This is a genomic window from Paenibacillus albicereus (assembly GCF_012676905.1).
GTDB lineage: Bacteria > Bacillota > Bacilli > Paenibacillales > Paenibacillaceae > Paenibacillus_O > Paenibacillus_O albicereus.
Genome location: NZ_CP051428.1, coordinates 3903882 through 3917404, shown reverse-complemented (window position 1 = coordinate 3917404; position 13523 = coordinate 3903882). Strand labels below are relative to the sequence as shown.

The 13523-nt window shown below is 64.0% G+C and carries 10 protein-coding genes; 9 read left to right on the top strand and 1 reads right to left on the bottom strand.

The window, feature by feature from the left end:
• Window positions 1–139: 139 nt before the first annotated feature.
• The 8 genes from HGI30_RS17585 (at window position 140) to HGI30_RS17550 (ending at window position 11142) form a co-directional block, all read left to right on the top strand.
• Window positions 140–559 carry a YugN family protein gene (locus HGI30_RS17585; protein WP_168908746.1) on the top strand — a complete coding sequence of 140 codons (420 nt, stop codon included), beginning with the start codon at window positions 140–142 and terminating at the stop codon, window positions 557–559.
• Between the two features lie 208 nt (window positions 560–767).
• On the top strand, window positions 768–2399 hold the full coding sequence (locus tag HGI30_RS17580) for a S1C family serine protease (RefSeq protein WP_168908745.1): 1632 nt from the start codon (window positions 768–770) through the stop codon (window positions 2397–2399).
• A gap of 135 nt (window positions 2400–2534) precedes the next feature.
• A complete protein-coding gene (locus HGI30_RS17575) occupies window positions 2535–3230 on the top strand; it encodes a response regulator transcription factor (RefSeq protein ID WP_168908744.1) in 696 nt (231 codons plus the stop codon).
• Window position 3231: 1 nt separating this feature from the next.
• Window positions 3232–4707 (top strand): sensor histidine kinase, encoded by a 1476-nt coding sequence (locus HGI30_RS17570; RefSeq protein WP_168908743.1) that lies wholly within the window; start codon window positions 3232–3234, stop codon window positions 4705–4707.
• A gap of 86 nt (window positions 4708–4793) precedes the next feature.
• Window positions 4794–5744: a 4-hydroxy-3-methylbut-2-enyl diphosphate reductase gene (locus HGI30_RS17565; RefSeq protein ID WP_168908742.1), complete on the top strand. Its 951-nt coding sequence runs from the start codon at window positions 4794–4796 to the stop codon at window positions 5742–5744.
• Entirely contained in the window at window positions 5741–6295 is a 555-nt protein-coding gene (locus HGI30_RS17560; protein ID WP_168908741.1) for a DUF2062 domain-containing protein, read from the top strand. Before HGI30_RS17565 ends, HGI30_RS17560 begins: the two co-directional genes overlap by 4 nt.
• 1492 nt (window positions 6296–7787) lie before the next feature.
• The gene (locus HGI30_RS23475) at window positions 7788–10073 is read left to right on the top strand and encodes a glycosyltransferase family 39 protein (protein WP_168908740.1); all 2286 of its coding nucleotides are present in this window, start codon (window positions 7788–7790) and stop codon (window positions 10071–10073) included.
• Window positions 10074–10290: 217 nt separating this feature from the next.
• Window positions 10291–11142 carry an aldo/keto reductase gene (locus tag HGI30_RS17550; protein WP_168908739.1) on the top strand — a complete coding sequence of 284 codons (852 nt, stop codon included), beginning with the start codon at window positions 10291–10293 and terminating at the stop codon, window positions 11140–11142.
• Between the two features lie 75 nt (window positions 11143–11217).
• Here the strand turns inward: HGI30_RS17550 and HGI30_RS17545 are convergent, their stop codons facing one another.
• Window positions 11218–12147 carry an AraC family transcriptional regulator gene (locus tag HGI30_RS17545; protein ID WP_168908738.1) on the bottom strand — a complete coding sequence of 310 codons (930 nt, stop codon included), beginning with the start codon at window positions 12145–12147 and terminating at the stop codon, window positions 11218–11220.
• On the opposite strand from HGI30_RS17545, the gene HGI30_RS17540 reads away from it, so the two are divergent.
• The gene (locus HGI30_RS17540) at window positions 12085–13437 is read left to right on the top strand and encodes a sugar efflux transporter (RefSeq protein ID WP_235680171.1); all 1353 of its coding nucleotides are present in this window, start codon (window positions 12085–12087) and stop codon (window positions 13435–13437) included. The genes HGI30_RS17545 and HGI30_RS17540 overlap by 63 nt on opposite strands.
• Window positions 13438–13523 lie beyond the last annotated feature (86 nt).

The following is a 13523-nucleotide window of genomic DNA, read 5'->3' as shown; positions in this document are numbered from 1 at the left end:
GCAAGGTCCGCTCGCGCCTTGAGGGCCGATCCGGCCCGCATCGCGCCCGGCCGCGCTGCATGGCGCCTCTGCTCCCGCACATAAGCCGGCTCCCCACAGGGAATGCTGATCCTACTTGAGCCGACAAGGAGAGGTGTCCATGATCGCGATTCAATCCCCGCTGGAGGGGACCGAGCATGATTTCGTTCAGATCAAGCGCGTGCTGGAGAAGCAAGGCTTCGTGCTGGGAGGCAACTGGGATTACGGCAGCGGCTCCTTCGACCTGAACCTCGACGAAGAGAACAAGGTATGGCTGCGTCTGGGCTTCGACGTGCTCCGCGGCAACGTCGACGACCAGACGGAGGACAACGACGCCTCCGTCAAGCTCACGACTCCGTACGTGCTGCGCCATCTGTACCGGGAAGGGAACGATCCCGAAGCGAAGGCGCGTACGGTCGGCGCGTTGTTCGACCAGTTCCAGGCGCCGGTCGATCCGGACGCCGAGGTGGACGGCAAGTGGGTCGATCTCGCCGGGGAGCAGCTTCGCCGCGCCGAGGACCAGCTGCTGACGGCCCGCTGACGGTCGCGACGGACCGCTCCTTCCGGCAAGCGGGCGTCCTGCGGCCCGGTTTCAAAAGCCTTTGCCCCGATCATTTGGGAGCTGAGGCTTTTTTATGTTGTCTTAAACGCTTTTTCAGTTTCTTTTAAGGAAGGTTGTGCATGATAGAACCATACCAGTCAGGCGCCGATAGGCGCATCTCATAGAGACCAAGAGGAGGAACAAAAACATGGACGATCGCAATCGCTATGACGAGTTTTGGAGCGGCAAGGACTCCGAGGCGGGACGGGACCGGGACGATCGGCAGGAGCAGCAGGACCAGCAAGGACAAGGCTCCGATCGGTCCCAAAGCTCTTCGTCCTACTACTATTCGTACGGGCCGTTCAAGCAGGGCCAGCCGGAGGGCGCGGCAAACGAGGCCTCCCGGCAGCCGGAAGAGCGGGCCCAGGCCGAGGGCGGCGAGCCGCGCAACGTCGTCGTCACTCCGCCCCGCCAGCTTCGTCCGTTCGTGCCCGCCTCGTCGGCCGGCAAGGGCGAATGGCAGGGCAGCGGCGGCGGAGGCGGCAACAAGAAGCGCGGCAGCGGCCTGCGCACGGCGGCCGTCTCGTTCCTCGCCGGCGTCATCGCGGTCGGCGGCCTGATGTGGAAAGCCGATACGGACAACTGGTTCACCGGCGACTCGGCTCCGGCCGTCGCCCTCTCCGGCCAGAGCTCCACGAACGTGCCGACGAGCGGCAAGGCATCCACGGCTGCGGATACGACCCGTCCGATGAACATCGCCCAAATCTCCGAGCAGGCTTCGCCGGCCGTCGTGCTCATCACGACGTATGCGAGCTCGCGCAGCAGCAGCTCCGGCAGCAGCCTGTACGACGATCCGTTCTTCCGCCAATTCTTCGGCGACCAGTTCGGAGGCGGCGGACAAGACGGGCAAGGTGGACAAGGCGGCCAGGGCGGGCAAGGCGGCCAGGGAGGGAACGGCGGGCAGCTGCAGGAGACGGGCCTCGGCTCCGGCTTCTTCTTCGAGAAGGACGGCTACATCCTGACCAACCAGCACGTCATCGACGGCGCCGAGGAGATCAAGGTCAAGGTGCAGGGCGAAAGCAAGGACCTGACGGCCAAGCTTCTCGGCTCCGCCAAGGACCTCGACCTGGCCGTGCTGAAGGTCGAGCCGGTGGACGGCAAGGACTTCCCGACGCTGCCGCTCGGCGACTCCGAAGCCGTCGCGATCGGCGACTGGCTCGTCGCGATCGGCAACCCGAACGGCTTTGACCACACGGTGACGGTCGGCGTGCTCAGCGCGCGCGAGCGCACGATCCAGGTCGCGGCGGACAGCACGGGCAGCACGGCCCGGACGTACCAGCATCTGCTGCAGACGGACGCCTCCATCAACCCCGGCAACTCCGGCGGACCGCTGCTCAATACCAGCGGCGAGGTCATCGGCATCAACACGGCGATCAGCGCGGATTCGCAGGGCATCGGCTTCGCGATCCCGACCTCCACGATCAAGGAAGTGCTCGAGCAGCTGAAGAGCAGCCAGAACGTGACGATGCCGACGCCGTTCATCGGCGCGACGCTCGCGGACATCAGCGAGCAGATGCAGCAGAACCTCGGCTTGCCGAACACGGACGGCTCGATCGTGCGCGAGACGCTGTTCAACTCGCCTGCGTACAAGGCCGGCTTGCAGCAATATGACGTCATCACGGGCATGGATGGGAAAGCCTATGCCAAGAAGGAAGAGCTCATCGCGGAAATTCAGAAAAAGAAGGTCGGCGACAAGGTCGTCCTGGACGTCATGCGCAAGGGCGACAAGATGCAGGTGACCGTCGAGGTCGGCGACAAGAGCCAGTTCGACATGGAGTAAGCGGTAGAAGCGGCTCGACGAAAGCCGCTGCGGACGCGCAGGCGCTTCGAAACAGGCGCCTGCGCTTTTGCGTGCGGCGGCAATGCGGTACGATAGAGGCAGATAGAGGCAGGATGGATGGAGGAGGGGCGGAACATGAGACCGCATATCGTGGTCGTCGACGACGACGAGAAGATCATATCGATGCTGCGCCGCAGCCTGGCTTTCGAGGGCTATGAGGTGACGACGGCCGGCAACGGGCTAGAGGGGCTCAAGGTGCTGCTCGGCATCGAGCCGCAGCTGCTCATCCTCGACGTGATGATGCCGCAGGTGGACGGTTGGGAAGTATGCCGCCGCGTACGGGAAGGGGGCAGCTCCGTGCCGATCCTCATGCTGACGGCCAAGGATGACATCGGCGACCGGGTCAAAGGGCTCGATCTCGGCGCGGACGACTACCTCGTCAAGCCGTTCGCGCTGGAGGAGCTGCTGGCGCGGGTGCGCGCCTTGCTGCGGCGCAAGCCGGACAAGCTGGAGGAGCCGTCCAACCGGCTCGTCTTCGAGGACCTCGTGCTCGACCTCGACTCGCGCGAGGCGATCCGCGGCGGACGCCGCATCGAGCTGACGGCCAAGGAGTTCGACCTGCTGCAGTATTTCATGAGCAATCCGAAGCGGGTGCTGACGCGCGACTCCATCATGGACAAGATCTGGGGCTACGACTACAGCGGCGAGTCCAACGTGCTCGAGGTGTACATCGCCATGCTGCGTCAGAAGACCGAGGACTCCGGCAAGGAAAGCCGCCTCATCCAGACGGTGCGCGGCACCGGCTACGTGCTGCGCGGAGGAGGGGCTTGACGTGCCGATCCGTCTCAAGCTGACGCTCTGGTACAGCGGCATCCTGGCGTTCGTGCTGATTATCCTGAGCGGCTCGGTGTATGCGTTCCTCTACCACAACACGTACAACGAGATGAAGGGCAAGCTCCAGAAGCAGGGCCAGAATCTGGGCCAGCAGATCGTGCAGAACAGCGTATTCGATCCCGGACGGCTGCAGCTGGACCGGTCTTCCTATTTGCAGGACGAATATTACATCCAGATCTACAACTACCGGACCGATGACGGGCAGCGTTCCGCGGGCCTCGTGCAGCGCAATCTGCTTTTTCCCTACGAAAAGGACGCGGGCAAGGTGACCGAGGCCCGCTTCGTCAAAACGTCCGTCTCCGGCAATCCGTTCTACATCTACGAGGTGCCGATCCAGGCGACGAGCACCCAGCAGACGGTCGGGCTGCTGCAGGTCGGACTGTTCGTCGGCGCCCAGGAGAACCTGCTGCAGCAGCTGCGCACGATCCTCGTGTTCTCGTCGATCATGGGGCTGCTGCTGGCGTTCTCGGTCGGGCTCATCATGGCGCGGCAGGCGCTGCGGCCGATCGAGATCGTCATCCAGGCCGCCGAGCAGATCGACAAGGGCTCCGACCTGCGCATGCGCATCGCCTGGGACGGGCCGAGCGACGAGCTCGGGCGGCTGACGGATACGCTCAACGGCATGCTCGGCCGGATGGAGCGCGCCTACAACGAGCTCGACGAGGCGTACGACGCGCAGCGCCGGTTCGTCTCCGACGCCTCGCATGAGCTGCGTACGCCGCTCACGACGATCCGGGGCAACATCGACCTGCTTGAAAAGATGTGGACGCCCGCTCTGGAAGCCGAGGCCGGACGCTCCGAGCCGGTCTCGGAGCAGGAGGCGCTGCGGCAGGAGATGTCGCGCGAGTCGATGCGCGACATCGGCGACGAGGCGCGGCGCATGAGCCGCCTCGTCAACGACCTGCTCGCGCTCGCGCGCGCCGACGCCGGCTTCGTCATGGAGAAGAAGCCGATCGAGCTGCTGCCGCTGCTCGACGACGTCGTGCGGCGGGCCGCGCTGCTGCCGCGCACGGCGCAGTGGCGGCCGGGCGACCTGTCGGCGCTGGAGGGCATCGGCGTGCACGGCAACGCGGACTATTTGCGCCAGCTCATGTTCATCTTCATCGAGAACGCGTTCAAGTACACGCCGGAGGGCTTCGTGCGGCTGGAGGCGACGCTGAGCGGAGGCCAGGCCGGCATCCTGATCCGCGACACCGGCCTCGGCATGAGCCCGGAGCAGATTCCGCATATCTTCGAACGGTTCTACCGCGCCGACGAGTCGCGGGGCGTGACGAGCGGCACCGGCCTCGGCCTGTCGATCGCCAAGTGGATCATCGACGAGCACGGAGGCTCGGTCGAGGTGCATACGAGTCCCGGCGCGGGCACGACGTTCACCGTCTGGCTGCCGGTCGCCTTTTCCGTCCCGGCCATATAGAGTATACTGGAGACAGCTAGCGCCGCGGGCTCGGGGATGCCGGATCGATATCCTACGGGCGGCGGCAGGGAAGGCAGGTCATCCAAGTGGAAGTTGTCAAAATATCGCCCAGGGGCTACTGCTACGGGGTGGTCGACGCGATGGTGCTGGCGCTGCAGACCGCGCGCAATCTCGATCTCCCGCGCCCTATCTATATTCTCGGCATGATTGTGCACAACGCGCATGTCACCGACGCCTTCAAGGAAGAGGGCATCATCACGCTCGACGGCGAGAACCGCCTCGACATTCTGGAGCAGGTGGAGTCGGGCACTGTCATCTTCACCGCGCACGGCGTCTCTCCGGAGGTGCGCCGCCGCGCCAAGGAGAAGGGCCTGACCGTCGTCGACGCCACCTGCCCGGACGTCACCAAGACGCATGACCTCATCCGCGAGAAGACGGCGGAGGGCTACCGGATCATCTATATCGGCAAAAAGAACCACCCCGAGCCGGAAGGCGCCGTCGGCGTCGCGCCTGACCTCGTGCATCTGATCGAGCGCGAGGAGGACATCGAGCGGCTGGAGGTGGCGGGCGACCGCATCCTCATCACGAATCAGACGACGATGTCGCAGTGGGACATCCGCCATCTCATCTCCCGCCTGCTGGAGAAGTTCCCGCACGCCGAGATCCACAACGAAATCTGCCTCGCCACGCAGGTGCGCCAGGAAGCGGTCGCCGACCAGGCGGGAGCGGCGGAGCTGACGATCGTCGTCGGCGACCCGCGCTCCAACAACTCCAACCGGCTCGCGCAGGTATCGGAGGAAATCTCCGGCGTGCCGGCGTACCGGATCGCCGACCTGTCCGAGCTCAAGCTGGAGTGGCTGCAGGGCAAGCAGCGGGTGTCGGTCACCTCCGGCGCCTCCACCCCGACGCCGCTGACGCGCGAGGTCATCCAGTTCCTGGAGCAGTACGACGAGCAGGACCCGGCCACATGGGAGCTCAAGCGGACGGTCGACATGGCCAAGCTGCTGCCCAAGGTCAAGGTCAAGTCGACCCCATGACCGATCGGAAAGAAGCGGGGCGGAGCAGGCGTACCGGGCTTCGCTTCGGGCCGGCCGGCATCCGCCGCTGGGCGCGCTTCAAGCTGCTGCAGCTGCTGCGCGCTCCGGGCGGGCCGACCTTCGTCGCGACGGGCTTCGCCGTCGGCTTCTTCTGCGAGATGTTCACGCTGCCGACGTACGGGCTCGCGTTTTTCCTGATCTTCCCGCTGATCTATGTGCTGCGGGGGAGCTTCGCGGGAGCGCTTGTCGGCTTCGTGCTGGGCAAGGTCGTCTATCTGCCGCTCGCCTACCTGCACTCCGTCGTCGGGGGCTGGGTGCTGCCGACGCGCCTCAGCTTCCACCTGCCGCTCATCGGCGAGGAGATCAACCGCATCCTGCTGCTGAATCTCAAGCTGATCGTCGGCGGCATGGTCGACGGGTTGTGGATCGGCGCGGTGCTGTTCATCGCGATGCGCTCCTTGCTGCTTTATCTGGCTGCGCAGCGCAAGGAACGCCGCCGGCTTCGTCGGCGCCCCGCAGCTGCATCTGAGCCGGACATCGCGCGGGGCTGAGCGGAGCCGCTGTCCGATGTTGGCTGCTGCCGCCGATGCAGGCAGCGGCAAGGTAGTTCCATACGGCCGTCCGCGAGCTTCGGGCTCGCGGGCGGCTTTTTGCGCATGGGAAAAAAAGTCCGTTGGCGCGAGCCGGGCCACTTCGGTGGGCAAGAAGGCCGCTGCACGAGCCGAGCCTTTCTCCGATTCCACTGGAAGCCGGATGCCCTGATTTCCCGACCTCCTATACGGAGGCCATCCGTCTTCCAAGAGGACCGCTGCCGCTTCTCCGAAAGGCATCGGCTCGCTTCGCTCTGCCTTGTCCCTCATTACTTGCTCCCCCCTTTTTTGGGGGGGAGTTGGCCGTCTCCCGCATACCTGGGAAACGAGCCAATAAGTCGAACAAATCGAGCTAACGGGTGCTCGGAGGAGCGAAGTCGAACTGTTAAGTCGAGTAAATCGAGTTAATGGTGTTCGGAGAAGCGAAGTCGAGCCTGTAAGTCGAGTAAATCGAGTTGACGGGTGCTCGGAGGAGCGAAGTCGAGCCTGTAAGTCGAAAGAATCGAGTTAATGGGTGTTCGGAGAAGCGAGGTCGAGCCGGTAAGTCGAAAGAATCGAGTTAACGGGTGTTCGGAGGAGCGAGGTCAAGCCGGTAAGTCGAATAAATCGAGCTAACGGGTGTTCGGAGGAGCGAAGTCGAGCCGGTAAGTCGAATAAAACGAGTTAACGGGTGCTCGGAGGAGCGAAGTCGAGCCTGTAAGTCGAATAAATCGAGTTAACGGGTACTCGGGGAAGCGAAGTCGAGCCGGTAAGTCGAATAAATCGAGTTAGTTGGAATGCGGGTTGGAGTAAAGGCCGAAGACGCGCAGCAAAACGGAGCCCATCGTGCAATGTCGGCTGAGCGGATTTCCGTTAGGCGGAGCGAACGGTCGGAGCCGAGCTGCATTTTGGCGGGAGAGGCAGTGGACCGAGCCGCGTGCGCGAAGCGAGAGTCTAGAAATGGAACCGAAGAGCGTAGCGGACGGGGGCTCGTGGAGAAGCGGCAGCGGTTCCCTTGGAGGCCGGATTCCTTCCGTTTAAGAGAAGGAGATCGAAGGAATCTGGGCTCCAGGGAGATCGGAACGAGTCCCCGCTCCGCGAAGCGGGTGCAGGTTTCGAATGATCCAGCGTTCTGCGAAGCGGGTGCAGGTTTCCAATGATCCAGCGTTTCGCGAAGCGGGTGCAGGTTTCAACTGAGTCCCGGCTCCGCGAAGCGGGTGCAGGTTTCAATTGAGTCCCGGCTCAGCGAAGCGGGTGCAGGTTTCGAATGCTCCAGCGTTTCGCGAAGCGGGTGCAGGTTTCAATTGAGTCCCGGCTCTGCGAAGCGGGTGCAGGTTTTGGATGGTCCAGCGTTCTGCGGATTTCGGCGGCTGCCCCAATTGGTTCGTTTTGAGCGCGGCCTCGTTCATTTTTCGTTCATCTTGATCCCGTAAGATGGTGGAATCAGCCCGGATGGACGAGGAGAGTGGGAACGATGAGAGGAAATGAGAGGGCAGCGAGGCCGCGCCGCCGCATCGCCGCGGACGGATGGCTGCTGGCGGCGATCGCCGCGGCGGCCTTCCTGAACGGGTACGGCATCTGGCAGGAGACGTATGCCAACACGTACTACACGACGGCGGTCGGGAGCATGCTGCAGAGCTGGCACAACTTCTTCTACGGGGCGCTGGACTCGGCCGGGTCGGTGACGGTCGACAAGCCGCCGCTGACCTTCTGGATCCAAGCGGCGTTCGCCTGGGCGTTCGGCCTGCACGGCTGGTCGGTCATCCTGCCGCAGGCGCTGGCGGGCGTCGCGACCGTGCCTTTGCTGTACGCTTGCGTGAAGCCGACCTTCGGCGCGGTCGCGGCGCGCGGCGCCGCCTGGGCAATGGCGCTGACGCCGGTGGCGGCCGCGGTGTCGCGGACGAACAACATCGACGCGATGCTCGTGTTCACGCTTGCGCTCGCGGCCTGGTTCCTGCTGCGCGGCGTCCGCGAAGGACGCGCGGGCAGCCTGCTGGCCGCGTTCGCGCTGATCGGAGCGGGCTTCAACATGAAGATGCTCCAGGCGTACATGGTGCTGCCGGCGTTCTACCTGCTCTACTTGCTGGGCGTGCGGATGAAGGCGAAGGCCAAGTACGGCCTGCTGGCCGGCTGCACCGCGCTCCTGCTGCTGATCTCCGTCTCCTGGGCGGTCGTCGTCGACGCGGTGCCGGCGGACAAGCGGCCGTATATCGGCAGCAGCGAGACGAACTCCGTGCTGGAGCTGGCGTTCGGCTACAACGGCCTGTCCCGCCTGACCGGCGACCGTGGCGGCGCGGGCGGTGCGAGCGGTGCGAGCGGTGCGAGCGGTGCGAGCGGTGCGAGCGGTGCGAGCGGGATGGGCGGAGAGGGGGCGGATCGGTCGGATGCGGGCGGAGGGTTCGGAGCCGGGAGCTTCGGCTCGGACGGAGGCCGGACTGCCGGCGATGGCGGAGGCCGCACTGCCGGCGCTGGCGGAGGCCGCGCTGGCGGCGGATTCGGCGGAGGCGGCATGTTCAACACGGGCGAGGCAGGGCCGCTGCGGCTGTTCCAGCAGGCGCTGTCCGGCCAGGCGAGCTGGCTGCTGCCGCTGGCGCTGCTGTCGGCGCTGGCGCTGCTGCTGCCGCTGCGGCTCCGCAGCCTGACGGCGGCGCAGAAGGAGACGCTGTTCTGGCTGGCGTGGCTCGTTCCGGCAGCGGCATTTTTCAGCGTCGCCGGCTTTTTCCACTCGTACTATCTCATCATGCTGGCGCCGCCGATCGCCGCGCTGGCAGGCGCGGGGGCATGGACGCTGTGGGCGCGCTACCGCGAAGGCACGAGCTGGCAGTCCTGGCTGCTGCCGGCGTCGATCGCGGCGACGGCTTTGTTCCAGGGCTATGTCCTGCAAGCGTACGAATCGACGATCGGTCTCGGCTGGACGATCGCCGTCGCCGGACTCGGCCTGCTGTCGGTTCTCGTGCTGGGCACGACCGGGGCGGCAGGACGCAACCGCCGCTCCGTGCGCTGGATTTCGGCGGCGGGCCTGATGGTTCTGCTCGTCGGACCGGCTTGGTGGTCGGCGACGCCGATCGTGTACGGGCAGAATACGATGATTCCGGCCGCCGGACCGGACTCCGGCGTGGGCGGCTTCGGCGGGGCGATGTCCGGACGAGCCGCCGGCGGCATGGCCGGCGGATTTCCCGGCGCGATGCCGGAAGGAGGAGCGGGCGGGCGAATGCCCGGCGCGGGCGGCTGGAGCGGCGCCCAAGGCGACGGAGCGGATGACGGTGCAGGCGGCGGCGCTCCCGGCGGACTCAGCGACGGCTCCGGCAACGGCTCCGGCGGCGCGGCGGATTCGCAGGAACAGAACGGCTTCGGCGGCATGACGGCCGGATCGTTCCCCGTCGGGCGAAGCGGAGGCGATGTCGCGGTCGATCAGGGCCTGCTCGCCTACTTGCGGGACAACGAGACGACGGACTATCTGATCGCCGTGTCCGACTACGGCACGGCAGCTCCCTACATCGTCGGAGAAGGCGAGAAGGTCGTCATCCTGCACGGGTTCCAGAACTCCGATCCGGTCTACGACGAGGCGAAGCTCGAGGCGCTGGTCCGCTCGGGCAAGGTGAAGTACTTCCTTGTCGGAGGCGGCTTCGGGGGAGGAGGCGGACGGGGGAGCGACAGTCTGAACGCCTGGATCGAGCAGCACGGCAAGGCGGTCGAGCCGTCGGCCTATGGCTCCTCTGCGTCGGCGGCGGCGACGCTCTACGAAGTCACGCTGAAGTAATGGAACGAGCTGCAGCCGTTTCCCGAACGCTTGGGAAGCGGCTTTTCGACGTCTCGCCGGACTCTCCCCAGGCAGCGTTGCGTCCAGGGCGAGAGGAATAGGCAATCATTCGGCACGAATGGGTTAACGGTCGAGACCGGGATGCGACCATAATAGATTCAGGAAGAGGCGTTGACGAGGGCGATCTGGTCGGCGCGAATGCGAAGGAGGAGCGGCAATGGAAAAAGTGTTGCTGAATAACGGCGTGGAGATGCCGATCTTGGGGCTGGGCGTTTTTCAGATGTCCGATTCGAACGAATGCGAGCAAAGCGTCTTCGATGCGATCGAGGCAGGCTACCGGCTCATCGATACGGCGGCTTCTTATTTGAACGAGGAGGCGGTGGGCAAGGGCATTCGAAGAAGCCGCGTCGACAGGGAAGAGCTGTTCGTCACGACAAAGCTGTGGGTTCAAGATGCAGGATACGAGCGCACCAAAAAAGCCGTGGCCCGATCCTTGCAAAGGCTGGGACTGGATTATTTGGACCTGTACCTCATCCATCAGCCGTACGGGGATGTTTACGGCTCTTGGCGCGCGATGGAGGAAATGGTTCGAGAAGGGACCATCCGGGCCATCGGGGTCAGCAATTTCTCTTCCGATCGGTTAATGGACCTCATCCTTCATCACGAAGTCGTACCGGCTGTGAACCAGGTGGAGACGAATCCGTTCTGCCAGCAGATCAAAAGCTCCGCCTTTATGAGCGAGCACCGGGTCCGGCATGAATCGTGGGCGCCGTTTGCAGAAGGAAAAAACGGCCTGTTCCAAAACGAAGTTTTGGCAGCGATCGCGGAAAAGCACGAAAAGTCCGTGGCGCAGGTCATTTTGCGCTGGTTGGTGCAACGGGACATCGTCGTGATTCCGAAGTCAGTCCGGAAAGAACGAATAATAGAGAACGGCCAGATTTTCGATTTCGAGCTGGGCCCGCAGGATATGGATCGCATCGCGGCATTGGATACGAACGAGAGCATGTTCTTTTCCCACCAGGACCCGGAGATGGTGAAATGGATCGGGACGCGGAAGCTTGACCTTTAATCAGGGATCGGACAGGATTCCGCGAGCAGGCCGCTAAGGCGGCCGCTTGCCGATTCGCCTCCGTCGCCGCACGCATCAGGAAGTGGCGCGCGGCGAGGTCGGGAGGGATTCCTGCCACCGCTTGCGATCGGCAGCGGGCGGAGCGCCGAACATGCGCGCATACTCGCGGCTGAACTGCGAAGAGCTCTCGTATCCGACCCGAAAAGCGGCGTCTGCGGCATCGAGGGACTCCGCTATCAGCAGCCTCCTTGCTTCTTGCAGCCGGAGCTGCTTTTGGAACTGGATCGGGCTCATGGCGGTCGCATCCTTGAAATGGCGATGGAAGGTCGACGGACTCATCCGCGCCTCTTCCGCCAGCTCGTCTACCCGCAGCGGGCGGGCAAAATCGCGAATGATGCGTTGGAGCGCGTCGCGGATGCGGAAGCCGGCGCTGTCTTCGATGGCCAGCTGCGAAAGCATCAAGCCGTACCGCCCTTGCAGCAGCCGGTACAGAATTTCTTTTTTGTAGATGGGAGCGAGAAAAGGGATGTCTCCCGGCCGGTCAAGCAGCCGGACATACCGAAGGACTGCCTCCAAGATGGAAGGCTCGATCTCTTCGACGGCGAGCGCTCGGGGAGAAGGCTCGTTTCGGCGGACAGGAAGCCCGGCTTCCTTCGCCACCTCGATCAGCTCGACCGGCGTAAAGTCCAGCTTCAAGCTGAGGTAGGGCTCTGCGGCCGTGGCTTGGATGATTTTGCCGATGACGGGAACATCCATCGAAGCAATCAGATAGTCGTTCGGTCCGTATTCCAGCCGCTCATCCGCCAGCCGCAGTTCTTTGCGGCCGCTGGCGATGTAGCAGAAAGCCGGATGGTACAGCCGATGGCTCGGCTCGGTGCGCCCGATGCGGTAGATGGTGGACAGCGAGGGGATCCTGCTTTCGAGGACTCCCTCTTCACGGCCATGATGGCGCTGCAGCAGCTGCGCCATTTCGTTCTGCATCTTGGCCAGGCTTTCGATGGTCATGGTTTCATCCTCCTCGGTGCGGCTGCTCCCATTATAAAATTAAACCAACCCGCTTGCGATGGCGCGAGCAGAAGGAGAAAAGAGGACCGCGCCTTGATTCAACGCATGAAGAGCATCTTCGCCATCCCGAGGTATCCCGTGCTGTTTCTGTGCATGCTCCTCATCGGAATCGGCGTATCGATCACGACCCCGTATTTGGCCCTTTATTTTACCGAAGAGCTCGGCATGAGCGCCACGGCCTTCGGCATCTTCATGGCCGCAAGCTCCTTATCCGGCGTGCTTGTCAATACAGGGCTGGCCCGGCATTCGGACAACGGCCTCAACCGAAAATGGCTGATCCTTGCCGCGGCCGTCGGCTCGATGCTGGCTTACCTTGCGTATATGACGATTCACCAGTACGTCCTTCTCCTGCTTCTTGTGAGCTTGCTGACCGGCATCGGAGCCATCGCGGTTCCCCAGGTGTACGCATCCGCCCAGGAGGCGGCCGATGCGAGCGGATCGACGGACAAGCCCTTCGCGATGTCCGCCTTGCGCACTCTCATTTCGGTCGGCTTCTTGACCGGACCTCTGGCCGGCACGTTCGTTTTGACCGGGTACGGGTATCAAGGCCTGTTTGCGGCAACGGCAGGGCTCTACGCCGTCCTAGCGGCCTTTGTCCTGCTGTTCGTGCATCGCGCGGAACCGGCCGTGCCTGCGGCGGCGCGGACGAGCAGGGCTTCCATGCCATCGTTCCGAAGCAAGGCGTTTCGCGAGCCGTTCCTTGCCTTCGTCTTGCTGTTCATGGCCAATGCGTTCAACACGGTCCATACGCCGTTGTTCATGGTGAACGAAATCGGGGGGACGCATGCGGATGTGGGCCGGATGGTGAGCCTCTGCGCAGGACTGGAAATTCCGATCCTGCTCGTTCTCGGAGCGTTGGGCAGGCACATAAGCAGCCCGTTGCTCCTGAGGGTCGGTTGCCTGGTCGGCATGCTGTACGGCATCGTGCTCGCCTCAGCGGGCGAGGTATGGCAGGTCATGGCGGCGCAGGTTCTGCAGGCGATATTCGTGGCGATCGTCATGGGCAACGGATTGAGCTATTTCATGGAATGGTTTCCTGGCTCTCCAGGCATCGCGGCCGCCATCTATGCCAATGCCTCCACCCTCGGGAGGCTGCTCGGGAATATGGGCAGCGGGTTCGCCGCGGAGCAGCTCGGGTTCCGCAACGTCTATTGGGCTTACCTGCTGCTGGCGCTTCTCGCCTATGTCTATCTGCATCGGAATAAAAGAGCATCGCCTTCGGCGGGCTAGCCGCGACGGTCGGGCGGCCCGCCAAGGGCGCTTCTTGGCCGTTCGAGGGCCCGAGCCTGGAGCGCAAGGCTGGACGCGGCTGCCCC